General features: G+C 52.7%; 19 protein-coding genes. 4 read left to right on the top strand and 15 right to left on the bottom strand.

The window, feature by feature from the left end; all coding sequences use genetic code 11:
- Positions 1-42 precede the first annotated feature (42 nt).
- The 8 genes from desA to ACH6EH_RS16000 all read right to left on the bottom strand — a co-directional run bounded on the left by desA (position 43) and on the right by ACH6EH_RS16000 (position 9,510).
- The gene (desA, locus tag ACH6EH_RS16035) at positions 43-1,098 is read right to left on the bottom strand and encodes a Delta(5) desaturase DesA (RefSeq protein WP_397333062.1); all 1,056 of its coding nucleotides are present in this window, start codon (positions 1,096-1,098) and stop codon (positions 43-45) included.
- A 248-nt stretch (positions 1,099-1,346) separates the two neighbouring features.
- Entirely contained in the window at positions 1,347-2,345 is a 999-nt protein-coding gene (locus tag ACH6EH_RS16030; protein ID WP_397333085.1) for a Gfo/Idh/MocA family protein, read from the bottom strand.
- Between the two features lie 51 nt (positions 2,346-2,396).
- Entirely contained in the window at positions 2,397-2,858 is a 462-nt protein-coding gene (locus ACH6EH_RS16025; protein WP_138224848.1) for an acyl-CoA thioesterase, read from the bottom strand.
- Between the two features lie 161 nt (positions 2,859-3,019).
- Positions 3,020-4,012, bottom strand: coding sequence for an ABC transporter permease (locus ACH6EH_RS16020; protein ID WP_138224847.1), 993 nt, complete (start codon positions 4,010-4,012; stop codon positions 3,020-3,022).
- Entirely contained in the window at positions 4,009-5,565 is a 1,557-nt protein-coding gene (locus ACH6EH_RS16015) for a sugar ABC transporter ATP-binding protein (protein WP_397333061.1), read from the bottom strand. Before ACH6EH_RS16015 ends, ACH6EH_RS16020 begins: the two co-directional genes overlap by 4 nt.
- Before the next feature lie 70 nt (positions 5,566-5,635).
- A complete protein-coding gene (locus ACH6EH_RS16010; RefSeq protein ID WP_397333060.1) occupies positions 5,636-6,748 on the bottom strand; it encodes a sugar ABC transporter substrate-binding protein in 1,113 nt (370 codons plus the stop codon).
- Positions 6,749-6,895: 147 nt separating this feature from the next.
- A complete protein-coding gene (locus ACH6EH_RS16005; protein ID WP_397333059.1) occupies positions 6,896-7,522 on the bottom strand; it encodes an SGNH/GDSL hydrolase family protein in 627 nt (208 codons plus the stop codon).
- 239 nt (positions 7,523-7,761) lie between these two features.
- Complete coding sequence (locus ACH6EH_RS16000; RefSeq protein WP_397333058.1) at positions 7,762-9,510, bottom strand: ABC transporter ATP-binding protein; 1,749 nt, start codon at positions 9,508-9,510, stop codon at positions 7,762-7,764.
- A gap of 143 nt (positions 9,511-9,653) precedes the next feature.
- On the opposite strand from ACH6EH_RS16000, the gene ACH6EH_RS15995 reads away from it, so the two are divergent.
- Genes ACH6EH_RS15995 through ACH6EH_RS15985 form a run of 3 tightly spaced genes read left to right on the top strand, consistent with a single transcriptional unit; the run spans position 9,654 to position 14,531 of the window.
- Positions 9,654-11,096 carry an ABC transporter permease gene (locus tag ACH6EH_RS15995; protein WP_397333057.1) on the top strand — a complete coding sequence of 481 codons (1,443 nt, stop codon included), beginning with the start codon at positions 9,654-9,656 and terminating at the stop codon, positions 11,094-11,096.
- 53 nt (positions 11,097-11,149) lie between these two features.
- Positions 11,150-12,661: an ABC transporter permease gene (locus ACH6EH_RS15990; RefSeq protein WP_397333056.1), complete on the top strand. Its 1,512-nt coding sequence runs from the start codon at positions 11,150-11,152 to the stop codon at positions 12,659-12,661.
- A gap of 43 nt (positions 12,662-12,704) precedes the next feature.
- On the top strand, positions 12,705-14,531 hold the full coding sequence (locus ACH6EH_RS15985; protein ID WP_397333055.1) for an ABC transporter substrate-binding protein: 1,827 nt from the start codon (positions 12,705-12,707) through the stop codon (positions 14,529-14,531).
- Positions 14,532-14,602: 71 nt separating this feature from the next.
- On the opposite strand, the gene ACH6EH_RS15980 is transcribed toward ACH6EH_RS15985, so the two are convergent.
- Positions 14,603-17,161, bottom strand: coding sequence for a beta-mannosidase (locus ACH6EH_RS15980; protein ID WP_397333054.1), 2,559 nt, complete (start codon positions 17,159-17,161; stop codon positions 14,603-14,605).
- Positions 17,162-17,460: 299 nt separating this feature from the next.
- Between ACH6EH_RS15980 and ACH6EH_RS15975 the strand changes: the two genes are divergently transcribed.
- On the top strand, positions 17,461-18,084 hold the full coding sequence (locus ACH6EH_RS15975) for a DUF3298 and DUF4163 domain-containing protein (protein ID WP_397333053.1): 624 nt from the start codon (positions 17,461-17,463) through the stop codon (positions 18,082-18,084).
- An 854-nt stretch (positions 18,085-18,938) separates the two neighbouring features.
- Here ACH6EH_RS15975 and htpG read toward each other — a convergent pair.
- From htpG to ACH6EH_RS15945, 6 genes are all read right to left on the bottom strand, one after another.
- On the bottom strand, positions 18,939-20,819 hold the full coding sequence (htpG, locus tag ACH6EH_RS15970) for a molecular chaperone HtpG (RefSeq protein WP_397333052.1): 1,881 nt from the start codon (positions 20,817-20,819) through the stop codon (positions 18,939-18,941).
- A gap of 251 nt (positions 20,820-21,070) precedes the next feature.
- Positions 21,071-21,805 carry a nucleoside phosphorylase gene (locus ACH6EH_RS15965; RefSeq protein ID WP_397333051.1) on the bottom strand — a complete coding sequence of 245 codons (735 nt, stop codon included), beginning with the start codon at positions 21,803-21,805 and terminating at the stop codon, positions 21,071-21,073.
- 1 nt (position 21,806) lies between these two features.
- Positions 21,807-22,481: a sulfite oxidase-like oxidoreductase gene (locus ACH6EH_RS15960; protein WP_397333050.1), complete on the bottom strand. Its 675-nt coding sequence runs from the start codon at positions 22,479-22,481 to the stop codon at positions 21,807-21,809.
- Positions 22,482-22,548: 67 nt separating this feature from the next.
- Positions 22,549-23,472, bottom strand: coding sequence for an ABC transporter permease (locus ACH6EH_RS15955; RefSeq protein ID WP_138224832.1), 924 nt, complete (start codon positions 23,470-23,472; stop codon positions 22,549-22,551).
- A complete protein-coding gene (locus ACH6EH_RS15950) occupies positions 23,456-24,523 on the bottom strand; it encodes an ABC transporter permease (RefSeq protein WP_397333049.1) in 1,068 nt (355 codons plus the stop codon). The genes ACH6EH_RS15955 and ACH6EH_RS15950 overlap by 17 nt, the downstream gene beginning before the upstream one ends.
- Positions 24,520-26,016: an ABC transporter ATP-binding protein gene (locus ACH6EH_RS15945; protein ID WP_397333048.1), complete on the bottom strand. Its 1,497-nt coding sequence runs from the start codon at positions 26,014-26,016 to the stop codon at positions 24,520-24,522. The genes ACH6EH_RS15950 and ACH6EH_RS15945 overlap by 4 nt, the downstream gene beginning before the upstream one ends.
- Positions 26,017-26,054: the final 38 nt, after the last annotated feature.

Raw genomic sequence — 26,054 nt, 5'->3', positions numbered from 1 at the left:
TATTCCACCGTTTGTTATGAATGATATTCAAGGTTTACCGTCTTAATTCGTGCCTGTCTTCAGCTTCGTAACCGCACGCTCGGAATCCAGCTGCTTCTGCCGCCGGCGCTGCCGCAGCTCCTTGAAGCTGATGAACAGCTTTGCTTCCTCATCCCATAGACGGAAGCTGAGCGCTTTGAAGCTGGTGCGCATCGTGATGGTCGTTGCTTTTTGCAGGGGAGGTGTGGCATTATGCGCCTTCTCCAGATTGTAATTCGGCACTCTCGGGCTCAGATGATGCACATGGTGGAAGCCGATATTACCGGTAATCCATTGCAGCACCTTCGGCAGCTTGTAGTAAGAGCTTCCTTCCACCGCTGCGTTCACATAGCTCCATTCCTCATCATGCTCATAGTACGTATCTTCAAACTGGTGCTGAACGTAGAACAGCCAGATGCCCATCATCCCGGAGAACAGGAAGACCGGACCCTGCACCAGCAGGAACGCTTCCCAGCCGATTGCCCAGCACAGCAGTGCATACAATCCAACCAGAGAAAGATTCGTAATGTACGTGCTGATCCGTTCCTTGCGCTTCGCTTCCTTGCGGTTAAAGCGGTAGTCAATCACGAAGATAAAGATCGGTCCCAAGATAAACATAACCAGCGGATTCCGGTAAATACGGTAACGAAGCTTCGTCCAGAACGAGGCCTGCTCATATTCACTTACGGTCAGCACCCAAATGTCACCGATGCCTCTCTTATCGAGATTGCTGCTCGTTGCATGGTGGATGGAATGTGTTGTTTTCCATTGCTGGTAAGGACAGAGCGTGATGACACCGGTAATCGTGCCTAGTATTTCATTGGCCCGGCGGCTTTTGAAGAAGGATTGGTGGCAGCAGTCATGAAAAATGATAAAGGTACGAACCACGAAGCCGGCCGCTACCATAGCAATCGGCAGTGTCAGCCAGTACGATACCGACAGGCTTAGATAGGCCAAATACCATAAGACGACCAATGGAAGCAGTGTATTGATGAGCTGCCGAATGCTGGCCTTCGTATCAATATTTTCGTAGGGAGCGACATTTTTCTTTAGATGGGACAGTGAATTAGCCTGAGCCATGATGAATTCCTCCTCAAAATATAGCGCAGCCGGGATCCAAGGTTCCACAGCATACTTTTCTACTTTACATTATAGTGAAGACCTGTCATGCTCCACAGTCATAAACGTCAAGAACAAGGGATGACATTTGTCATATATCCATACAAAATTTGAGTGCATAGAGAATAGATTGTCATTATCGTCCATTTTTTACACACAAAAAAGCCGCTTGACGCAGGTAAGCGCCATCAGCGGCTTTACTTCATAATTTACTTGTCTGCGGCCTGCTGATCGGCAGGATACACCAGACCGATCTGGCGCCTGGCTTCCTCCGCGATTTCCGCGGTAATGATGGAGGCCTCATGCGAGTTGATCTCACTCTCCCGCTTGCCGGCTTCCAGCACGTCGATAAATTCATCCAGCTCATAGTACATGGACTCATGCGTCTGGGTTTGTGTGATCTCTTCAATCGTGCCGTCGCGGTAATGAATCTTGACGTTGTACGGCTGATTGATTTTGTCGATGACCATCGTCCCGTTCTCGCCTTGGATTTCGGCCGGCAGATAGGAGTCGCTGATCTTGGAATGCATGATCACGGCATCCATCTCCGGATAGCGCAGCACCAGGCTTCCCTCACCGTCCACACCGGAGGAGAGCAGAATCCCTTCCGCCTTGATGGACTCCGGTCTGCCGAAGAGCACAGCCGCCGGGTAGATGCAGTACACGCCCAAATCCATCAGCGAGCCGTTGGAGAACTGCGGGTTGAACGCATTGAGCACCGTGCCTGCAAGGAAAGCATCATAGCGTGAAGAATATTGGCCATATGAAGCCACATAACGCCGAATGCGCCCCAGCTTGTACAAATGATCGCGAACCGCTTTGAAATTCGGCATCTGTGTGGACTTCATGCCCTCCATGAGCAACACGTTGCTGTTCTGGGCAGCATCCACCATCGCCTGAACCTCGGCAGTATTAGAAGCCAGCGGCTTCTCACACAGCACATGCTTGCCTGCCTTCATGCACAGAATGGCCTGCTCTGCGTGAAACGAATTGGGACTCGCGATATACACCGCATCCACATCGGGGCTCGCAGCCATTTCCGAGATGTCTGTATATACCGCCGGACGAGGATCATATTTCGAAGCGAACTCTGATCCCTTCTCCGCTGTCCGGGAGTACACGGCAGTCAAGGTAAACCGGTCATTCTCCATCGCGGCCTGAATAAAACGTTCTGTAATCCAGTTGGTTCCAATAATTCCGAATCGCACTTGTAACAATCACAACGCATCCTTTCCATGATCAATTTCCGGGAGGTCTCTTTAAGCCGGGGCTCGTCCTTCAAAGTGTTCAATGATCTTCCGGGCATGCTCCGAAACCGGCTTGCTCTTACCGCTTTCGGTGTCGATCAGCACGATGGTTCCACGTCCGGCCGCCTTCAGCTGATCCTCAACCACCACCGCATACTGCACATCCATGGAGGAGCGGCCAATCTCCGCTACCTTCACATGCAGCATCAGCGGATCCTTCAGATAGAGCTGTGCCAGATACTGACACTCCAGGTCTGCAACCACAGAAACCGCCTTTTGGCTAAACAGCTCCTCCGTCAGTCCCAAATGCTCAAAATATTCAATCCGCCCTTGTTCGAAGTACATGAAATAGCTCACGTTATTCACATGTCCGAGCATGTCGGTCTCACAGTAACGGATTCTGATAGGAAATGCAAAATGGAAGGTCTGCAGCCAGCTCTGAGGGTCCGGCTGTACAAAGGTCGTCTTTCTCACGGTGATCCCCTTTCAACAAAATGCTGTGCATTCATGTCAGCTTCTCCTAGCATAATGAATACCGCTCCCAGCCGTCAATGACCGGCAGCTAAATCTCTTACCGCAGAGATGTGTAAAAAGACGGCAAAAAGACCGTCTCTGGAAAAGACGGCCTGATCTCTTTAATGCTTCTTCTTGTAATACGTCACCGCAAGCGCCAGCGCCAGCACGGAGCCCTTCACGATATCCATAGCGTAGTAAGGAACCGACATCATAATGAGGCCGTTCTGCAGAATCCCGATCAGCACAGCGCCGACAAAGGTTCCCAGCGCATTCGGTTTGCCGGACCCAAGCACGGAATAGCCGATAAAGGCGGCCGCTACAGCATCCATTAAATACGGACCGCCTGCATTGACCTCCGCGTTCATAACGCGGGCACCCAGGATGATTCCGCCTATGGCAGCAAATAGTGCCGAAAGCAGGTACGCCGTCAGCCGGTACCGGCTGACCGCGATGCCGGACAGCTCGGCAGCCTCACGATTGCCGCCGATCATGTACATGTAGCGGCCGTGCTTGGTGTAGGTCAGGAACAGGTGCACGATGACCACGACGAGCAGCATGATAACGATGATCCATGGCACTTGGCCGATTTTTTCGAATAATCCGGGAATTCGGCCCTCAGCGTACTCACCGCTTGGCATAATCATGTTCTGCGATACGGTAGCACCCCGTGTATAGGTTAAGGCGACGCCCTGAAACACGAACATCGTGGCCAGCGTCATCAGCATATCCTGAATTTTGAAATTAATGACGAGAAATGCATTAATCACGCCGACCACCAGACAGAAGATCAGTGTCAGCACGATGCCGACGCCTATATTTTGCCCATGCCAGACGAAGAAGGAAATGACCAGCGCATTGGCCAGGGAGGCTGTAGAGCCGACGGAGAGATCAAAGCCCCCAACCGCGAGAGATACCGTCAATCCCACGGCAATAATGGTCACAATGGAGATTGAGCGCAGAATGTTAATGACGTTTCCCGAGCTGAGGAAGTTCTCGTTCAAAAGGCCGAATACCGCAATCAGCACGACGACCGTGATCAAGGTTCCATATTTGTACAAAAAATCAAATGCGCTCTGTGCCGGCTTGTTCCGGGCACCCGCTGATGTATTCATGTCGTTAATCCCCCTCCAGTGCAATACAGAAGCAGCTCTTCCTCGCTGCTGTTCGATGTTTCCAGCTCCTTGACAATCCGGCCGTCATACATGACGTAAACCCGGTCGGAAATGCCCATGATTTCGGACAGCTCACTGGAAGCGTACAGCACGCATTTGCCGCGTGCCGCCAGCTCCGCCACCAGCTCAAAAATGTCCCGCTTCGCGCCGACATCCACTCCCTTGGTCGGCTCATCGAACATGTAAACATCGGCATCTACCAGCAGCCACTTGCCGATGGCTACCTTCTGCTGATTGCCGCCGGACAAGCTCCCCGTCTTCGTATGGCCGCCCGGGGTCTTGATCCCCAGGCTGTCGATAATCATCTCGGAGGACTGCGCCTCCTTCTTGAAGCTGATCCAGGAGCCCCATCGGCAGAACCTCGACAGCATCGCTGCCGTCAGATTCACGGATACCGATTCCTCGACAAAAATGCCTTCGCGCCGCCGTTCCTCCGGCACCAGCGCCAACCCCTGGCGCACTGCATCGTGCGGGGTTGAAATCCGCAGCCTGCGGCCATTCAGCACCACCTCGCCGGAATGCTTGGCAGCCCCGAACAAGGCCCGGCACAGCTCGGTCTTCCCAGCACCAACGAGTCCGGCCAGGCCGATAATTTCTCCCTGGTGCATCGTGAAGCTTATATCACTGACCTTGCCTTCGCGGTCGGACAAATGACTGACGGTCAAGGCAGCCTCCCCCTTCACCTTCTTGCGAAGCGGAAACTGCTGCTCCATCCGGGCATTCAGCATATGCTCGACGATCTCCTCCTGGGTCAGGTTGTGGATGACATCAGAGGTTACCCGCTGACCGTCTCGGAGAATCGTAATATCGTCACAGATTTCATACAACTCCGGGAGACGATGGGAGATGAAGATGACACTGACGCCTTCTCCCTTCAGCTTGCGCACCAGCTTGAAGAGCTGATCTGTTTCGCTGCGGCTCAGCGGTGCTGTCGGCTCGTCCAGCACCAGAATGCGGCACTGCTTGATCACCGAACGGGCAATCAGCACCATTTGCTTCTCCGCCAGCGTCAATTCCTGTACGAGCTTTCGTGTGGAGATATAGACATTCATCCGCGCAAGTGCGGCCTGCGCCTGCTCGTGCAGTGCCTGCCAGCGGATGACATGGCTTCCCTTCATGCTATGTACCATGGACTCCAGCATAATGTTCTCGGCAACAGTCAGATTCGGGATCAGAGCCGTATCGACCTCCTGATACACAACCTGAATGCCGAGATCCTTAGCATCTCGCGGTGAAGCAATGACAGCCTTGCTGCCCTCCACCACAATCTCACCCTCATAGTGGCTGTACGCACCTGCAAGAATCTTCATCAGGGTGGATTTGCCGGCTCCATTCGCGCCGATCAGCGCATGGGCTCTTCCGGCCTGCAGTTCAAAATTCACATCTGATAACGCCTTTACTCCCGGAAACGAAATCGAGATGCCCTTCATCTCCAGCAACGGGGCTGCCGTATCCTTCCTTTGCGGTTCGGCAGACAGACGGGTGCCTGACATGATGATTCACCTTCTCCCCTCATTAAAATGGGCGCTCCTATCCTATTGGATAAGAGCGCCGGGCGGCATATTAATTACCGTAAACTTCTTTCAAGGCTTTCATCCAGTCCTCTTCAAAATCCGTGCTGGTTCCCCAGCCAGGAATCAAATTCGCAAGACTGCTCATATTCACAGGCTCCTCAGACTTCGCCAGGCTCGCCTGGTCAATCAGTGTGGCTGGAAGGCTGTACGTGGAAGGCGTCTCTTCACCGGCCAGCTTCTTCGCCAGCAAACGTACATTCACCGCGCCGATGGTCTTGGGATCCACCGCAGCCGTAGCTGTCCATGAGCTGTCCGGCTTCTGCATAATCTCAAGATCCGCGTTAGATACGTCGATCCCGTAGATCTTGATCTCATTGCGTCCGGCTTCATTGATCGCTCTTGCAGCGCCAATCGCGAAGGCGTCCCATGTCGCGAAGATTGCGTCAATCTCGCCTTTCGGATGCTTCGTCAGCATAGCCGCTACAGCATTCTGTGTTTCTATAGATGTGTCGCTGCTCGCTACGCCAAAGCGTTCAATCTCTTTGATGCCCGGATTGTTCTTCAGGGTTTCTTGATATACCGCATTCCGGCGAACCATTGGCGGGAATCCATCTACCCACAGATAGACGATATTAGCGTCAGGGCCCTGCTCTTCTACCAGGCGATCCAGCGACAGCTTGGCCAGCGTCTCATCATCCTGGGAAGTCACAGTTACACCCTCGATTTCTGCAAGCTCCGGTACCGAGTCAAACGCTACAACCGGAATCCCTTTAGCAGCAAGAGCCTTGACATCCTCCACGGTAGCAGGGTCGTCACCATGAGACAATACGATACCATCATAGCCGTTACCAGCCGCTTGAGCAACCGCATCATGGAATTTAGCTGCATCATTATTCGCTGTAAAGGTATCTACCTTAAAGCCAAGTGCTTCACCTTCCTGCTTCGCACCCGCCAAAAACTGTGCTGTGTGATCATCTCCGCCGATCTTGCGGATGATCATAAGCTTCATATCATCTTTCTCTGCAATGGCTGCTGGCAGATTCTCAATGTCTGCTCTGGAGCCTCTGCTTTCGCCGGCGGAATCTTGTCCGCAGCCCGTTGTGAGAATCACTGCCGACAATAGCAAGCCGGACAGCTTCACCCATGGTTTCTTAATATTCATGCTGGTTCTCCCCCTCAATATGACTGATCTCTTTTTATTACAAGTAATCCTATCGGATTTAGAAGGGGGAGTCAATACTTTTTTTTGCGTCACTTTAACGCATTCCAGCATAATCTCAACAAAACACATCCAACAAGTCATTGACCTCTAGAGAATGCCCATGGTCTCCATCCATGCCTTCGCGATCAGCCCGTGGCCAGCCGGTGATGGATGAACGCCGTCCGGCGCCCAATATGCCGGCTCCCGGCGTGCAGCTGCCGCGTTGAACAGGCCGTCCAGCGGAACGAGCAGTGCTTGGAATTCGGCGGCCAGCTCCCGCACAGCATGGATCTTGGGATCCAGATCTTCGCGCCAAGCGCGGCGATCCTCCGGCACAGGCAGCACAAACGGCTCCATCAAAATCAGCTTGGCTCCCAGTGATTCCTGCGTCCGCTCCAGCAGCTCCCTGTAGCCCGCTTTGAAAGCCGCCGCCGGCGTTTCATCCTGCCTGCTGAATCGGCGCCAGCAATCATTAATCCCGATATATACCGACACCCAGGTCGGCTTCAGATCCAGGCAATCTCCCTGCCATCTCTCCTGCAGGTTCACGACGCGGTCCCCGCTAATGCCCCGATTCAGGAACTGCAGGTTCAGCTCCGGATGCTTCAGACCTGTCAGCGCCGAGATAAGCAGTGGATAGCCTGTCCCCAAGCTACTGGACTCACTGCGGTTTCTGCCTGCATCTGTAATGCTGTCACCTTGAAAAAGAATAATATCATCGTGTTGCAGCTGCACTGTGTTCTTCCCCCTCATTAGACCAAAGATAGACATTCCTCGACCGTTTTTGACGTTTATCTATTAATTTGCCACACGCAGCCCATCTTCCTGCTTGCCGACAGGAATTTAGAAGGAATTATTTCATTTCCATGAGCATTTACTGCTGCAAAAAAAGCCCTCACGCTCAGCGCGAGGGCTTATTCCGCCATTGTGATGCAGCATTTGCTGCAGAAATGGCGATGAGGGCTAATTGCACGTCAGGAGACGTGTCCGGCCGGAACGGCTACCCAGTGTCCTGGAGTCACCTCCACTAACTCGGAATGCTCCAGATTGTATTTATCTTCTCCCGTCCGTTCTTCCAGCAGCACCCGCTTCTTCGCAGCTTCGATCTTGGGGTCGGGAATCGGAATGGCAGACAGCAGTGATTTCGTATACTCATGCTGCGGATTGGCGTATAGCTCCTCGCTTTCGGCCAGCTCCACGATCTTGCCCTGATACATAACAGCTACCCGATCGCTGATGTGCTTGACCATCGACAAATCGTGGGCAATGAATAAATAAGTGAGGCCCAGGCGCTGCTGAAGCTCCTCCAGCAGCTTGACGATCTGCGACTGTATCGAGACATCGAGCGCGGACAAAGGCTCATCACACACTATGAATTTCGGTTCTACCGCGAGGGCCCGGGCAATCCCGATCCGCTGACGCTGTCCCCCGGAGAACTCATGCGGATACCGGTCTGCAAAGGCCGGGTTCAGCCCGACCATATCGAGCAGCTCCTCAACACGCTTGCGGCGCTGCTGCCGGCTTCCGGACAGCTTGTGCACATCCAGCGCCTCGCCAATAATATCCACGATCTTGAATCTCGGGTTGAGCGAAGCATATGGATCCTGAAAGATCATCTGCATATGCTGACGCATGGTCTTCATTTCACCGGACGAAAGCCGGTTCACCGCCATCCCCTGATACAGCACATCGCCTCCTGTCGGCTGATGAAGCCGCAGAATTGCGCGCCCTGTTGTGGACTTGCCGCTGCCGGACTCTCCGACAAGGCCTAACGTTTCGCCGGCATTAATATGGAAGCTAATATTGTTAACGGCCTTCAGCACCTGTCCCTTACCCATGCTGAAGTGCTGCTTCAATCCTTGAACCTGCAACAGCGGACGCTTCAGCTCCTCTGCCGTCAAGATCGATGATACCGGCTTCGGCTTCTTCTTCTCATGAAGCCTCGGCAGAGCGTTCAGCAGCTTGAGGGTGTACGGATGCTGCGGATTATCAAAGATCTCCTCCGTCGTTCCCGTTTCTACAATAACGCCATCCTTCATGACCGCGACCCGGTCGCACATACCCGCTACAACGCCGAGATCATGGGTAATGAGAATGATCGAAGTGCCAAAGCGGTTCTGCATATCCTTCATGACATTCAAAATCTGGGCCTGAATCGTTACATCGAGTGCCGTCGTAGGCTCATCCGCAATCAGCAGCGCCGGCCGGCAGGCGAGTGCAATGGCGATCATAACCCGCTGCCGCATCCCGCCGGAAAATTCATGCGGATACTGGCTGTACCGCGCCTCACTGTTCGGAATACCAACCAGCTTCAGCATATCTAGCGCTTGCTGCTTCGCTTCTTTGCCCGACAGCTTCTGATGCTTGATCAGGCTCTCCGCAATCTGCTCTCCGATTCGAAGCGTAGGGTTCAAGGACGTCATCGGATCCTGAAAAATCATGCCCATATCCCGTCCCCGTATGCTCTCCATCTCACGCTCGGTCTTCTCGTTCAGGCTCTGTCCTTGAAACTTGATCTCGCCTTCCTTCATAAAAGAAGGCGGCGACGGAAGCAGCCGCATAATGGAGCGGGCAGTGACGCTTTTGCCGCTGCCGGATTCACCGACAATGCCCAGCGTCTCTCCCTTGTTCAGCTGGAAGCTGACTCCGCGTACCGCATGAAATTCCCGATCGCGGTTCTGAAAGGATACGTTTAAGTTTTTTACATCTAGTAGGGGTTCCATATCTCCTTCTCCTGCCTTAAAATATATATAAACTATGATAAAGAAAGAAACGTTTGATCTCTATTGACTTTTGAAAAACGCTAAAATAAAATATACTATATCACTCGGAATAATGCAATTTATGAAGGAGGGCTAGTCATCTTATGGATGTGAAGGAAGCTGCCGGCTTCAGCCGGACCATCAACCACATCACCAGCACGTATCGTAAAATCCTTCTGAATCCTTCATATAAATACCTCTTTCTCTTGTTAGGAGCTCCGGTTCATCTGGTTGTCTTCTTCGTTTATATGATTCAGAGAAATCATGACGCTTATACCGCCGTGGTTAACAGACTGCGGAACGAGTGGTTATCCTCCGGCTATCATCTGAAGCTGCAGGAGGAGATCCAGGATCAGTTGCGGCGTAAGGCTGAATTTTTTCAACAGCAGCTCTCTTCGGAGAAGCTGAAACGCGAGACCGAGCGGCTCGCGGAACAGAAGTTCCAGGAACAGCTACATGACGAGGCGATCAAGGAAATGCAGCTTAACGGGCAAAGCCGGTTAACTTTTGCGGACACGTTTGAATCCTTGATCCGCAGGCCGGCTTTTTTTGCAATTTCATGGATTCCAGGCTTGCTCATGTATCTGATGATCATTCTGTACAGCTATCCCTTTCTGAAGTTTATCTCAGAGCGGCTTGTTATGACGTGGTTCGTCATCCTTGGAGTGTCGGTGCTGGTGTTCAGCATTCTCTATATGTCGCCGATGAATCCGGCCGCCAACATCTTAGGTGTGACCGCGACTCAGGAACAGATCGAGGCCTTCAACCGCCTCCACGGTCTGGATCAGTCATATTGGGCGCAGCTGTGGAACACACTAAAGGGAATATTCACCTTCGACCTGGGGAAATCCTTCTCCGGAAATGAACAAGTGACCGACAGTATTGCAAGGAAATTTCCGATTACGCTGACGCTGACCGTGATTTCCCTGCTCATCGCGATGATCATTGCCATTCCAATTGGAATCATATCGGCGACCCGGAAGAATTCGTTCTGGGATTACTCCTTTATGTTCATCGCCCTTCTGGGATTGTCGATTCCGAACTTCTGGCAGGGCTTGATCTTCATTCTGGGCTTCTCCATTAATCTGAAATGGCTGCCGGCAACCTACAGCCCTGGGAACTGGCTCTCTATGATCATGCCGGTCATTGTGCTGGGCACCGCGCTTACAGCCTCCGTTGCCCGAATGACACGCTCCTCAACCCTGGAGGTCATTCATGAGGACTATATCCTGACCGCCAAGGCGAAAGGCATCAGCAGCCGACAGGTCCTGCGCAGGCATGCAGTGCGCAACGCGCTCATTCCGATTGTTACTGTCATCGGTCTTCAATTCGGAGCGATGCTCGGAGGCGCCGCTGTCACGGAGAAAGTATTTAATATTAGCGGGATCGGCGGCTATATTGTAGACAAGCAGTTTATTCCCGACATCCCGGCCGTTATGGGCGGTGTCGTATACACAGCCATCACGATTTCGATTGTAAATGTGATGATTGATATGATGTATGCGTTCCTGGATCCGCGGATCCGTTCCCGGATGAAGCAGTACTGAGCCGGCTCATTGCAGCCTTTCAGCACTGCAACCTTATTAAAGCAGGTGTACCCATGATCAAGAAGAACTTACAACAATCGCAGCAGGACCGGTTCCGCCTGAAATCCTCACCCGAGTATTCCCAGGCGAACTTCACTTGGGTCGTCTCCCTGGCTTTAGCCCTTGTATTGCTGCTGAACAGCTTTGCATGGGGCAGCCTGGAGGTTCGCCCTGTGATCCTGGTATTATTCATCCTATATACCCTGTTCACCTTGGGACAGGGAGCACTAACCTACCAAATCCGGCGAGATCTCACACGGCATGGAGAGATCAGGCCGGCAACAAGAAGATGGGGATACGCCGGCCTGCTTAGCCTGCTGACAGGCAATGTGTTTCTGACGGTGGCTTCCTTCAATCTGATCAAGAAGCAGAAGAGTCCGGAATATACGATTTCGGTATATATGCTTCTGACTCAGATCTTCGTCATCGCGCTATCGGCTCTAAATATGTTCAAGCCGTACGTATCGAATGGGTTCTTGCCCGGTATGGGCATACTGATTGCCGTTACCGTGTTTCATCTGACGGCGCTGCTCCTCGTCGCCAAGTATGCCCATCAGCATGTGCTTCCTGCCGGATTGAAATGGCTGGCACTGCCGTTGCTGCTAACCGCAGCTACCGGTAATCTGTTCGCCGTTGTGCTGGGGCTTAGCCTGCTATCCAAAATCCGCCGTAGTGCGAATCCCGGGGCTACCCGCTGGGCCGATGTCTGGATCAAAATTACGAGCAACCACACGGCAATGCTCGGCATGTTCTTCATTATTTTTCTGTTCACGATTTCTGTCAGCAGCCTGCTGACCTTTGAATATAGCTTTGCTGTAGACAATAATTACAGTGCCATTCTGCAGTCGCCGTCGCTGTCCTATCCACTAGGAACGGATGACTTCGGCCGCTGCCTGTACTCCCGAATCGTCTTTGGCGCACGGATCTCGCTCATTGTGGGATTTATGTCGACACTGATTCCTGTTATTATTGGAGGCATCCTGGGTGCCATTTCCGGCTACTATGGCCGTCATACTGACAATATCATCATGCGGGCGCTTGATATTTTGTATGCTATCCCAGGCATCCTGCTCGCCATTGCGATCATTGCTGCGTTCGGGGCAAATACGTTCAACTTGATTATCGCGCTGAGTGTCGGAGCGATTCCGACCTATGCCCGGACGATGAGAGCGAACGTGCTGATGGTTTCCACCTATGAATATGTGGATGCGGCGCGGGCCTTTGGCTCCAGCCATCTATCGATCATCTTCAAGCACATTGTCCCGAATTCACTGGCCCCCATGATCGTCAAATCCACTTTAACCATTGGTGGAGCGGTCATTGCTACAAGCAGTCTGAGCTACCTCGGACTGGGTGTAGAGCCCCACATTCCGGAATGGGGCAATATTCTGAAGATCGGAAGCACGTATCTGGAGACGAACTCGTACCTGGCCATCTATCCCGGCCTGGCTATCATCGCTCTTGTGCTCTCCTTTAACTTCCTCGGCGACGGACTGCGCGATGCGCTGGACCCGAAGCTGGACTAACTAGCGGCAACAACAATTTATATAAATCCAGGAGGAACTCACCATGAAGAAAAGAAACATCCTGCTTCTTCTGCTCACCTTTGTGCTGATCCTGAGCGGCTGCACCGTTCAGACGAAAGACGAGGGTCAATCTACGCCTGCTCCAGATAACAATGCCGAGCAGCCTGCCAATACCACAGCACCGACCATCGAAGTGCTGGGGATGAGCGCCAATGAAGCGGACCTCAATATCATCCGCGACCAGCTTACCAAGAACGGCTTTAACGTGAAGCTGAACATTCAGCCGGACTACGGCAGCTTCAAGAGCCAGCAGGACGCCGGTAATTATGATGTGTCTATGTCCAGCTGGACGACCGTAACCGGGAACCCGGACTATGCAGTGCGCTCCCTGTTCACCACTGGCGGCGACTACAGCATTATGTCTGATGAAGAAGTGGATCAGCTGATCAACCAGGCATCCACTCAAAGCCCGGAAGATGCAGTAGAAACGTACAAGCAGCTGGAGCAGGTGCTCGTTGAGAGCAAGGCCTATATTGCACCGCTGTACATTTCATTGAAAAGCCAGGCACTGAACAAGGATGTTCTGAATCCGGAGTCGGTACGCCTGTCGAAATCCCGCTCCCTGCCTTGGGAAGATATTGACTTTAATGATACGTCCAAGCGCGACCAGGAGCCTCTCATTTTGTCCCAGACGATCCCTACGCTGACTTCCCTGGATCCGATCAAGGGCAATGATGGCTCGATCAATATTATTAACACGAACATGAACGTACGCCTGATTAACCTGACCGATGACGACAAGATTACGTCCGAAGGCTCGCTGTCTTACAACCACAGCATTGCTGAAGGTAACAGCGATTACTACTTCATTCTGCGGGATGACATCAACTTCGCGAAGGTAGAAGACAAGCTGGCTGTAGATTCGGGAGAGCGTGTCGGTGCCGATGATGTTGTCTTCTCCATGAACCGTGCCAAGAACAAGGATTCGGTGCCAGATCACCGCACCTATACCCTGCATGAGCATATTCAGGATGTAGAGGTTGTGGAGGATCTTGCTTCCCTGGATGCCGTAAATGTAGCCGGCAGTGACGAAACAGTTCGCCAGGCACTGGAGAACGGCTTGGATACCCCAATCGCTTCTCTCGTGACAGACAAGAATCAAGCCAGCACCAAGGACGGCAAATATCAGGTCATCAAGCTGACGACCACCGAGCCGTTCCCGCAAGTCCTGAATTACCTGGCTCACCAATCTGCAGGGATTGTATCCAAGAAGCAGGTTGAAAGCATCAACACCTATGATGTTGCTAAATTTGATGTGAACAAGGACATCCCTTACGGCGATCAGAACACGGTAACCGAAGGCGATCAGTATAATAACACCCTGTATGCCAGCGGTCCTTACATTCTGTCGTACAAGAATGACTATGAAGCTGTGTTCTACAAAAACCCTGGTTACATGACAGGTACCGACCATGAGCCGAACATCAATCAGGTGAAGGTACGCTTCATTCAGGATGCAGACAGCACACTGGCGGCATTGCGCAGCGGAGAGATTCATCTGTTCTACTCCGTTCCTGAAACGAAGTATGATGTTGTCCGTAGCGACAGCAAGCTGGAGCTGCAGACGGTTCAAAGCAATGCCGTAGCCTACCTGCTCTTCAACACGGCGAACCGTGATGTAGCGAAGAGCGAGGATCTGCGCAAAGCGGTTCTGCATTCCATCAATCAGGACGAGTTCCTTGCCTACTACAAGAACAACAAGGAAAAAGCCTACTCCACACTCAGCCCGCTCGTGAACACGGGCAATGAGCTGAAAGCCGATCCGGCGAAAGTGAAGGAATTCCTTGCGAACTATCAGAATTCGAAGTAAGCTGCTGTAATTAAAAACCTCCCCCGAGATGAGATCATCCCGGGGGAGGTTTTTTGTTTCCATAGTCTGTTTTAACGAACCGGACTTACCGTCTGAATGCAGTCCACCATCGACAGTACCTGAATATCTCTCGCCGATGCCGGCTCGAATGGAGCTGCTCCTTCACTGCGACGGGAGAAGGTGACCACCTTCGGCTGGCCTGGAACAAGATCAAAATCATTATCGCTGAAGATTCCCTCCTGCTCCGTGGTGAGCCACACATGGCGGGCAAGGGCACGGCACTCCAGGCGATACGCTGGCTGCCCGTTCTCGGTAATTGCTGTCACACTGATTTCAGACTGTTCCAGCTGAAGATCACGATCATGGGCGAAATAAAATGTCTTGCTGTCAAGCAGCGTGTCCTGCTGCTTCAGCTCTGCCTGCAGCACTACCCTTCCGGCCTCTTGCCCGGACAAGAGCTCAGCGGCATCAATCTCGTACAGAATGCTCGACTGCTGCGCCTGCACAAGAATGTCCAGCTGATCACGCCACAGCACGTTACCTTGAAGATCCATCAGACACAGCACAAGGTGACCCGCCGTTTCCTCGCGCAGATCAGACACCGCATACACTTCCAGCCTCTGCTCCCCCTCCTGATGATGTACAATGAGGCTCAGATCGCGGAAGCAGCGCTTGGCTGTATACTGCAGCGCCTTCCAGCGTCCCAGGTAATCCATGCCTGCCCAGGAGGCAACAGGCCAGCAGTCATTCATCTGCCAGTATAGTGTACCCATGCAGTATGGCATCCGGCGGCGATGTGCTTCAATGGCCGTCTTCATCGCATCAGCCTGCAGCATCTGGCTCATACGAAGGAAGGCTTCGAAATCCTTGGGCTCATTCATGTACTGATCCATATAGCTCTTGATCAAGCGGTTGCCGGCGCCGTTCTTCTGGTGGGCCAGCATGACCTTGGACTCCAGCTCCATATCGCTTTCCTCAGCATAAGTGCGGACGGTGCGCGGCTCCGGGAAGGACTGAAATCCGTACTCGCTCATGAATCGGCCGACATGCACCTCATAATTGCTAAACGGCTCCGTGTTATGCCACACCCCCCAGTAGTGAATGTCTCCGCTCGTGGTGCTGGAATGCGCATGCTGACTGATGTCGCCGGTGAGTGAGACCATCGGAGAAGACGGCCAGTAATCCATGCCCGGCGCATAAGAAGATACGGCCTTCGGCAGCACCTCGTGAAAAATAGCCTCATAATCCTTCCAGATCTGCTCCCGCTGCGCTGCGCTGTAATCCTTCTTCCAGCCCCAGCCACCATGCTCATCATAATGCGACCAAGCGGTGTCAATTTCATTATTGCCGCACCATAGCACGATCGAAGGGTGATTGCGCAGCCGCACGACATTATCCTCTGCTTCAAGCTTCACACTTTCGAGGAAAGCTGGGTCGCCCGGATACATACTGCATGCAAACATGAAATCCTGCCACACCATAATGCCGTACTCGTCGCACAGCTCGTAGAAGGCTGCCTCTTCATAAATGCCGCCGCCCCAGACGCGAAGCATATTCATATTGGACTCCGCGGCTGAGGCAATCTCATGACGATAGCGCTCTGTCGTAACCTCTGTTTGGAAGCTGTCATTGGGAATATGGTTGGCCCCCTTGGCAAACACTGGCGTTCCGTTCAGCTCGATGTAAAAGGATGTGCCCTCCTGATCCTTCTTCCGAATCAGCTTGGCGCTGCGCAGTCCAGTGCGTACTGAAGCTTCTGCCGATGTCTGTACTCCCTTCAGCTCCGCCTTAAAGGTGTACAGATGAGGCTCGCCCAGCCCTCTGGACCACCATAGCTTCGGCTGCTCTATATCCAGTGGGAGCTCTGCCGTATGCTTCCCCGCACTCACCTGGAGCTCTTTTGACCAGCGGCTGTCCTCCGTCTTTACCGTCAGGACACCACTGAACGAAGCATCCGTCTCAAAGGTTACCTGTGCTGTAAGGCGGGCAAGCGGGGCCGATACCTCATCCTGCCGGATGAACACGTCGCTGATGCGAACGCCAGACCAGGCCTCCAGCGAGACCGGTCTCCAGATTCCGGAGGTCACAAACCGCGGACCCCAGTCCCAGCCGTAGTGATAGGGCGCTTTTCGTGCAAAAATGCTAAGCTTCTTCTCGCCAAGACCGCCCACCTCAGACTGGTCATTGGTAGCCGGTAACGGGTAGTCCAAGGCTTCCAGCTTCGGCAGATCCTCTTGAATCGGAGAACGAAATACAATGCGCAGTGTGTTGCTGCCCATCTTGAGGAGAGATTTCACCTTGATTCTCCAGGATCGAAACATGTTATCGGCCGAGAGCACCTGAGTTTCGTTCAAATATACATTCGCATACGTGTCCAAGCCTTCAAATACCAGATCTAGCTGCTGCTCAGCGTACATCTCCTCTGTGACCTCAATGACGGTTTTATACTCCCAGTCCTTCTTGTCAATCCACTGCAAATCATGCTCATTTGTACCATAGAAAGGATCTCTAATCTGGCCATTATGCAGTAAATCAGTATGAACACAGCCCGGCACCTTCGCAGGCAGCCATTCCTGTCTCCCTACTTCTCTAAATGTCCAGTCTTGAATAAGCATCTTGTTCAAGTTCATCACGCGCTCCTTTAGGTTCGTCAGGTTCTATTGCATCCGGTTACATATGATAGGATAATAACATAACAAAATAACAAACGCGCACTTGATAACATATTTGTTATGTTGTTTGGTGTTAAATATACCGTCATTCCGCACCGCCGTCAATATCAAAATAAAAACCTAAAAGTACAAGTCCGAAAATCCGCAATTGGATCTGCTGAAGGGAATATGAGACGGGAAAAAGCCGCTCGCGCTGTATCAGCCTTGGGAAATGCTGCATAGGCTGATGTATCACGTTTGACAGGAGATTAAAACCTATGAGCTTATATGAACCGCCGGTGCAGATTCAAACCTTAACCTACAGAACGCCGAATGCGTTTATTCAGTACCCACAAGTCCGGGGGCTTGCCAGCCAGCAGGCCGAGCATAAGATCAACCATAACATTGTAATGGCTCTGCAGGAAATGGAGCGGCAGCAGCAGAGCGTTCAGAGCGGCAGCAATCCAGAGATGACCGTACATTTTGAGATCAAGACGAATGAACGCGGCATCCTCAGCCTGATGCTCAGTAATTATACGTATTCCACGCCTATGGCTCATGGGTATACTGTGGCCAAAGGCCTGACCTTCTCCACAGCAACCGGGCAGTTATACCGTCTGGGTGATTTATTTAAGCCAGGCTCCAATTATGAAGCCGTATTGGCCGCCGAGGTGAAGCACCAGATTAAAGAGCGGGATCTGCCCGTGCTGGACAATTCGGTTACCGTGCAGTCTGATCAGGATTTTTATCTGGCCGATAAAGCCCTGGTGCTCTTTTATCCGCTGTATGCGATCACTCCCTACTACGTCGGCTTACCCATGTTCCCCATCTCGGTGTACAGCCTCCAGCCGATCATCGCGGAGGATGGACCGCTGGCTGTGTTAACGGCGGGTGTGGTATAGATACATGTAATCGGCAAGGGTAGTTCATGAACAAGAATAAGATGGCAATTTAACACGAAAACGAACAACTCTGCATTCAGGATTGGCCGTACCTGTAACCGCAAAGAGAGCACCTCAATTACGCATTGTCTTCCCCTGATGCTGAGCACTAACTGCTATTGTTATTTTTCAGATAATATCTCACGACAAGTACTAGAGTAAAAACGATGAATAAAATGTTCAGGAATGTGGAGGATTGATAGTAGGTCTTAAATTTTTCTATGGACCACCGATCATCAGTGATCAATAGATCTGCAATATCATTACTGATTGAAATTCCTTCCGGATTGCTGGTCAAGCTTGCTGAGTAGTTCTGCGCCATAGCAATATTTATGATTATTAGAAACTGTGAACATAAAATAAATAGATAGATTAGAAGTTTATGTTTGTTAATGGAAATCCCCCCCTATAATGTGAGAATTAAAACTACCTTACTCATCGTCCTTCAGCAAATTTGTGAAGACGAATAGTTCTGAATATTCACGGCTTGACGTACCCGCAACCAGCAGCCCTTCATTCGTGAAGTCTAAGGTATCTACCGTCGTCTTCGTATATGCTTTTCTTTTGAGGAACAGCCATTTATATTACCCATGACGCCGTGTTTCATAGGTCAAAGTGTCAATTAGACAATCTTTTTGTCGAACGATAGAACATTGAATTCAAATGTCCTAGACAGAAAACAGTTAAATCTACCTATATAAAATCTCACAAAAAAATACACTTCGTAAAAAAGTATAAGATGATCACTTAAAAGTGAATCGTATACTTTCTTAGAAGTGTATTGGCTATCTATCCTGCTAATATTTGTACCTAAATCACACCATCATTTTGCAAATATCATTCGTGAACTCAACCGGATCAGACACCTGCAGGCCTTCGATCAGCAGCGCCTGGTTGTACAGCAGGTTCGTGTACAGGGCCAGCTTCTCCTGGTCGTTCTGCTGTGCGTTCTTCAAGGATTGGAACACATCATGGTTGATGTTGATCTCCAGCACCTTATCCGCCTGAATGCCTTGGTTATTCGGCATTTGATTCAGAATCTTCTCCATCTCGATAGACAGATCACCTTCGGTGGACAGGCAAACCGGATGGGATCTCAGGCGTTTGGAAGCTTTCACGCTCTTCACTTTACCGCTCAGGATGCCGCTCATGGCCTCGAACAGCTCCTTGTTCTCGTTCTCGGCAGCCTCTTCCGCCTTCTCTTCCGCCTCGGAATCGATGCCCAGGTCACCGCTGGATACGGATCTGAATTCCTTCTCCTTATAGTTCATGAGCATCTTGATCGCGAACTCATCCACATCGTCTGTGAAATAGAGGATTTCATAGCCCTTGTCCGCTACGAGCTCCGTTTGCGGGAGCTTCTCGATCCGGTCGATGGACTCACCCGCTGCATAGTAGATGTACTTCTGGTCTTCCGGCATCCGGGATACATACTCATCCAGCGATACCAGCTTCTTCTCTTTAGAGGAATGGAACAGCAGCAGATCCTGCAGCACGTCCTTATGCTGGCCGTAATCATTGTATACGCCAAATTTCAGCTGTCTGCCAAATGCAGAATAGAATTTCTCATACTTCTCTCTTTCTTCCTTCAGCAGGCTTAACAGCGCACTCTTCACCTTGCTCTTGATGTTCTTGGCGATCAGAGTCAGCTGGCGGTCATGCTGCAGCATTTCCCGAGAAATATTAAGGGACAGGTCTTCGGAATCTACCATCCCCTTCACGAAGCTGAAATAATCCGGAAGGAGATCTCCGCATTTGTCCATGATGAGAACGCCGTTGGAGTAGAGCTCCAGGCCTTTTTCATATTCCTTGGTGTAGTAGTCAAACGGTGTATTCTCCGGAATAAACAAGATTGCATTGTATACGACCGCACCGTCTGCCTTAACATGGATATGCTTGAGCGGCTTATCAAAGCCGTAACGCTTCTCGGCGTAGAAATTGGCATAATCCTCATCCGTCAGCTCGTCCTTGTTCTTGCGCCAGATCGGAACCATGCTGTTCACAACCTGCTCTTCGCGGTACTCCTCGAACTCGCCCTCGGCATCCTCCTTCGGACGCTGACCGGTAATTTCCATCTTGATCGGATAACGGATAAAATCAGAATACTTCTTGATGATCGCCTTCAGACGGTACTCTTCAAGAAATTCATCATAGCTGTCCTCTTCTGTATTCTCCTTGATCTTCAAGACGATCTCAGTGCCGACCGTATCCTTCTCAGCAACTTCCACGGTGTAACCTTCTGCACCGCTGGATTCCCAGCGATAAGCTTCCGCCGAGCCCAATGCCTTCGTGGTTACCGTAACATGGTCCGCGACCATGAATGCGGAGTAGAACCCCACCCCGAACTGGCCGATGATGTTATGGCCATCCTTCGCTTCATTCTCGCTCTTGAAGGCGAGAGAGCCGCTCTTGGCAATCGTACCCAGATTGTTCTCCAGCTCTTCTTGGGTCATACCGATGCCTGTGTCGATAATAGTCAGCGTACGTTGATCCTTGTCTGCCTTGACCTGAACGTAGTAATCCTCTTTATTAAATACGAGCTGATCATCAGTCAGCGCTTTATAGTAGATCTTGTCGATCGCGTCGCTGGCGTTCGAGATCAGTTCCCGAAGGAAAATCTCGCGCTGGGTGTAGATGGAGTTAATCATCATTTCCAGCAAGCGTTTGGATTCTGCCTTGAATTCTTTCTGAGCCATGGATGAGTCTCCTTTCATAAACCGAAAATGTTCAAATTTTAGCACTCCATGCTCTCGAGTGCCAACACTTCTTTTATTTAACAATACCTGATTTTTGATGTCAATACGTTCCCGTCACTTAATTTGTAATGGCAAAAATATGAAGAGGTTCTCTCCATCCATAAAAAAACAGCCTCCCTCCAAAAAGGGAGACCGTCATCTCGTTCGTTAGCTATGATTGCCTCATGGGGTCCGCCTAACTGACTGCTGCCTCAGTCATCGGTCTTGGCCAGCTTGGCCACGGCATCCAGTGCAGCCTGTATTTCGCGTTCCACGGCCCGTGCCACCGTGTCGGTATGCGGGTCATATTCTGCCGCCAGGTCGCTGTCAGCATAGCCGTCCATCGCGACAATGGCGCCCGCCCGCGCTCCGCGCAGCGACGCAATAACGTATAGCGCAGCAATCTCCATCTCCACGCCCAGCGCACCGGCCGCCTTGTACTTGGCATGCGGCACCTCTTCGACACCGTTGAAGAACACATCCAGCGTGACGGTGATGCCTTTGCGGACGGCGCCGCCCTTCAATGCCAGCGCACTCTCCTCCAGCGCTTGGGTCACTGCACTGTCAGCGACAGCCGGGAAGCCTTCCGGCACCAGCTGGCGAGTCAGTCCGTCCGTGCGGATAGCCGCCGTACTGACGACCAGGCTGCCGGCCGGAAGCTCGGCATGATAGGAGCCGGCTGTTCCAACACGGATCAGTGTGTTCACGCCGGAGCGGATCAGCTCCTCGAAGCATACTGCCGCTCCCGGTGAGCCGACGCCGTGGCTCGTTACGGCCAGCCTGACTCCTTGATATGTACCCGTAAAGGTCCGGTATTCACGGCTGAACGCAAGCTCGCGGACGTCCTGCAGGAAGCCGGCAATTCGCTCGGCTCGCTGCGGATCACCGCACACAATGCCATACTCCGGCATGTCTTCGGATTGAACCTGTAAAATCGGCATCAGCATCTCAGTCATACTCCTTATGGGTCCACTCATCCTCTGGAATCGGCAGGGCTTCTCCGCTGAACCGCTCTTCCTTGAACGGGTCCGCTTCGTTATGGAAGCCATTCTTCTCCCAGAAGCCGGGACGGTCCTCTGTCATAAATTCGATGCCGCGCAGCCATTTCGCACTTTTCCAGAAGTAGCGGTGCGGCACAAGAGTGCGCAGCGGCCAGCCGTGCTTCTTCGTCAGCGGCTCTCCGTTAAATTTAAAGGCAAGCAGCACGTCATCGCGCAGCAAATCCTCCAGCGGCACGTTCGTATCATAATCAGGGTCCGCATGGAACATGACATACTTGGCCTCCGGCTTAACCTTCAGCAGCTGGAGAAAATCCCGGAATAAGATGCCCTCCCATACCGTATCCAGCTTGGACCAGCGGGTCACACAGTGAATATCGCAGTTCACCGTAACGGTCGGCAGCGCCAGCAGCTCTTCATAGCTGAAGGTCCGCTTCTCTTCCACCTCGCCAAACACATTCAGGCTCCACTGTGACATCTCATACTCAGGCACTTCACCCTCATGCAGAATCGGAAATTTCTCCGTCAGCGCTTGTCCGGGCGGCAGCTTCGCACGCTGTTCCTCGCTCAGGCTGCCGAGCGGCAGGGGCTTCATTTTCTTGAGGCGCTCAGCCTTGTTGTGCATGCTTGTCTTCTCCTTTCGGGGACAAAATGTCGTGTCCTTGGTATTGTATCATATCCCGTCCCGATGTTTACCGCGAGCTGGTGCCCTGCTTCTGGGCATCCTTCAGGAAGCTCTTGTCTTTGAAAAAGAACATGGCAGCAATGGTGACGAGATACGGAAGCATCTGTGTAAAATGGGTCGGCAGTGCAAGGCCCTGAAAGCGGATGCTCAGGGCTTCCATAAAGCCGAAGAGCAGGCTTGCCGCCGTCACGCCCAGCGGACCGGACTGTCCCAGCATCGTTGCAACCAGCGCGATAAAGCCGCGGCCATCGGTCATGCCCTCCGTGAACATGGTCAGCTGGCCCAAGGAGAGCTGTGCACCGGCTAGCGCACACAGCACCCCGCTCGCAAGAACGGCCCCGTACTGGTAACGCCGCACCCGGATCCCAAGACTGGATGCCGCCAGCGGATTCTCTCCTGACGCCAGAAACCGGAAGCCGTTCTTCGTGCGGTAGAAGTAGAACCACATCAGCCCGGCCACGAGGAACGCGAGGTACACGAGCGGCGTGTGCCCGGAAAGAATCGGCCCCAGCCCGGGGACGCTCTCCAGTACGGGAATATCCCATTTAGGCAGACCGACCATTTCCTTATCATAGAAGGCACCCTTAACGTCAAAAATCGCCCGTAAACTGAATGTAGTCAGACCCGCTGCCAGCGCGTTCATCGCGATCCCGACAACAATGACATTCGCCTTCAGGTGGATGGACAGATAGGCGAACAGCAGTGAGAAGAGGAGCACGACCAGCACGGCAAAAAGAATCGCCAGGAGCACATTGCCGAAGAAATAGTTGCCGGCAATCGCCGCGAAGGCACCGAGCAGCATGAACCCCTCCAGCCCGACATTAAACAGACCGACACGCGCACATAGTGCGCCCCCCAGCGCCGCCAGCAGTATAGGAGCCAGAACACGGAGGGCCGTATTCAGCAGTGCGAGATCAAACAGCTGTTCCATGTGACTTGCTCCCCCTTTTGCGCTTCCAGAAATCATACGTAAACTGTGCTGAAATGAACAAGATCAGGGCAGCCTGAATAATCGCTCCAACCTCCAGCGGCACCTCGGTGTTACGCTCGACACCCATGGCACCGGTCTGCAGCGCGGCCAGGAATACGGCTGCCAGCAGTGTGCCCACCGGATTGGAGCGGGCAAGCAAGGCCGCCATGATGCCGGTCCAGGCATAATCCGCTGAAGTCAGCGCGCCGTCGATGTAACGGTATTGCGAGCCCAGCACTTCAACCGCGCCTCCTAGTCCTGCCAGGCCGCCGCTAAAGAACATGGCACCCAGCATCATCGTCCCGCGGTTAATGCCGCCGTACAGTGCAAACAGCGGGTTGCCGCCCAGCATCCGCACCTCATACCCTACTCTTGTGCGTTTTAGCAGCACATAAATGACTACAGCGAGCAAGGCTGCGAACAGAAAACCGATGTGCAGCGGCATGCCCCGGAACAGCTTGGGCAGCCATACGCTGCTGTCGAGCATGGCGGACTGAGCCATCGCCGCAGAACCGGACGTATCACGAAGCGGATAACTCACCAGGTATCCCGCAAACAGATCGGCAATATAGTTCAGCAGCAGCGTGGAAATGAGCAGATTCACCGCAAAGCGTGCATCGAAATAGCCGGCCATCACCGACCATAGCCCTCCTGCCAGAATACCGGCAAGGATAGCCGCAATGCAGATTAGCCAGCCCGGTCCCGGCAGGTACAATCCGGTCAGCGAGGCGGCAAGCGCGCCGAAGATCATCTGTCCCGGAGCGCCCAGATTAAAGAAGCCTGCACGGAATGCGAATGCAGCCCCCAGCCCGACCAGAATAATCGGTGTTGATCTTGCGAGCGTGCTCGTAACAAAGTAGAAGCTGCCAAAGGCTCCCTTCCACATTTCGGCATACGTCGTCCAGATCTCTCCACCGGCAATGAGAATCGCTGCCGCTCCTACCAGCAGACCGACAAGCACGGCCGCGACCGGCTGCAGAAGTGGAGCGAAAAGTCTTAATCCTTGTTTCATTCTATCGTTCCTCCCGCCATCAAAAGCCCCAGCTTCTCCTCACTCGCTTCCTCTGCCCGAAGCTCCCCGGCAATGCGCCCCTCGAACATGACCAGAATACGGTCCGACAGCTTCATAATTTCGGTCAGCTCGGAGGATACGAGCAGAATGCCGCTCCCCTGCTCGCGGCGTTTCAGCAGCTCGCTGTGAATGGTCTCCATCGCACCGATATCCACGCCGCGTGTAGGCTCTGCAGCAATGAGAAACGGGGTATCCTGCTCCAGCTCCCGGGCCACGATCAGCTTCTGTAAATTCCCCCCCGACAAGTACTGCGTACTCGTGGACAGAGAGCCGGTCTTGATCGAAAATTTGGAGATCCAGCGGGATACCATCTGACGGATGTCCTTCTGTTTCATGAATCCCCTTGTTTGCAGCCTGCGCTGGTGTCCCATCAATCCGGTATCCAGCACAGTAGCCTCGCGGTTCGCTCCCCAAACGTACCGGTCCTCAGGAATATGAGCCAGACCCTGATCCCGAATGCTTCGGATCGACTGGCCTGTAATTTCTGAACCATTAAGCATGATGCGGCCCTCGTCCGGCTGCAGCAGGCCGGAAATGACCTGAAGCAGCTCGGACTGTCCGTTGCCGGAAATTCCGGCGATCCCGACAATTTCTCCAGCCCGCACATGGAGATGGACTTGATCCAGCACCGGCTTGCCAGCCTTCTGGCGGAGTGTTACATCTGTCAGGGCCAGAAGCTCTTGTCCCGGTGCTGCCGGGGTCCGGTTCAGCTCCTTGAGCTCACGCCCCACCATCATTCGGGACAGCTGGCTGGCATCGGTTTCTCCCTTCATGGCAGTACCGGTTACCGCACCGTCCCGCAGCACCGTAATGCGGTCCGCCACATCCAGCACCTCATTCAGCTTGTGGCTGATCAGGATGAAGCTCTTGCCCTGCTTGGTGAGCAGCTTGATGGCAGACAGGAGCTCCTGCACCTCGATCGGAGTCAGCACCCCTGTCGGTTCATCGAGAATGATGACCTCCGCTCCCTGATACAGCACCTTCAAAATTTCGACCCGCTGCTGGACACCGGGAGCACTGCTTCCCACCACGGCTTCCGGATCTACCTTCATTCCGTATTGCTGACATAGCTGCTGCACAATGGCGGAAGCCTGCTTCCGGTCAAAGCGCACGCTTTTGCCGGGCTCGCTGCCTATGACAATATTCTCTGCAATCGTAAAGGAAGGAAACAGCATAAAGTGCTGATGCACCATGCCAATCCCCTGCTTCATGGCATCCAGGGGACTGCTGAAGGAGACCTCCTTGCCATCAATCCGGATGGTGCCGGAGGTGGGCTGCTCCATGCCGTATAAAATCCGCATCAGCGTCGTCTTGCCTGCTCCGTTCTCCCCGACGATGGCATGCACCTCGCCCGGCCGGAGGGAAAAATCAATGCCGCGGTTGGCGTTGAAATCGCCGTATTTTTTCGTAATGTGATCCATTTCGAGCAGCATGAACGTGTCTCCTCCCTCGCTTACATGAATGAAAGACC

This window comes from Paenibacillus sp. JSM ZJ436, from assembly GCF_044383795.1.
In the GTDB taxonomy this organism is placed as follows: Bacteria; Bacillota; Bacilli; order Paenibacillales; family Paenibacillaceae; genus Paenibacillus_AQ; species Paenibacillus_AQ algicola.
Note: the sequence above shows the minus strand (reverse complement) of the source record. Positions and strands in the feature narration are given on the sequence as shown.

Coding starts and splice junctions, on each gene's coding strand:
- desA (WP_397333062.1), bottom strand. CDS start 1,098: ATGGCTCAGGCTAATTCACTGTCCCATCTAAAGAAAAATGTCGCTCCC.
- ACH6EH_RS16020 (WP_138224847.1), bottom strand. CDS start 4,012: ATGAATACATCAGCGGGTGCCCGGAACAAGCCGGCACAGAGCGCATTT.
- ACH6EH_RS16015 (WP_397333061.1), bottom strand. CDS start 5,565: ATGTCAGGCACCCGTCTGTCTGCCGAACCGCAAAGGAAGGATACGGCA.
- ACH6EH_RS16010 (WP_397333060.1), bottom strand. CDS start 6,748: ATGAATATTAAGAAACCATGGGTGAAGCTGTCCGGCTTGCTATTGTCG.
- ACH6EH_RS16000 (WP_397333058.1), bottom strand. CDS start 9,510: ATGGAACCCCTACTAGATGTAAAAAACTTAAACGTATCCTTTCAGAAC.
- ACH6EH_RS15995 (WP_397333057.1), top strand. CDS start 9,654: ATGGATGTGAAGGAAGCTGCCGGCTTCAGCCGGACCATCAACCACATC.
- ACH6EH_RS15990 (WP_397333056.1), top strand. CDS start 11,150: ATGATCAAGAAGAACTTACAACAATCGCAGCAGGACCGGTTCCGCCTG.
- ACH6EH_RS15985 (WP_397333055.1), top strand. CDS start 12,705: ATGAAGAAAAGAAACATCCTGCTTCTTCTGCTCACCTTTGTGCTGATC.
- ACH6EH_RS15980 (WP_397333054.1), bottom strand. CDS start 17,161: ATGAACTTGAACAAGATGCTTATTCAAGACTGGACATTTAGAGAAGTA.
- ACH6EH_RS15975 (WP_397333053.1), top strand. CDS start 17,461: ATGAGCTTATATGAACCGCCGGTGCAGATTCAAACCTTAACCTACAGA.
- htpG (WP_397333052.1), bottom strand. CDS start 20,819: ATGGCTCAGAAAGAATTCAAGGCAGAATCCAAACGCTTGCTGGAAATG.
- ACH6EH_RS15965 (WP_397333051.1), bottom strand. CDS start 21,805: ATGCTGATGCCGATTTTACAGGTTCAATCCGAAGACATGCCGGAGTAT.
- ACH6EH_RS15960 (WP_397333050.1), bottom strand. CDS start 22,481: ATGCACAACAAGGCTGAGCGCCTCAAGAAAATGAAGCCCCTGCCGCTC.
- ACH6EH_RS15955 (WP_138224832.1), bottom strand. CDS start 23,472: ATGGAACAGCTGTTTGATCTCGCACTGCTGAATACGGCCCTCCGTGTT.
- ACH6EH_RS15950 (WP_397333049.1), bottom strand. CDS start 24,523: ATGAAACAAGGATTAAGACTTTTCGCTCCACTTCTGCAGCCGGTCGCG.
- ACH6EH_RS15945 (WP_397333048.1), bottom strand. CDS start 26,016: ATGCTGCTCGAAATGGATCACATTACGAAAAAATACGGCGATTTCAAC.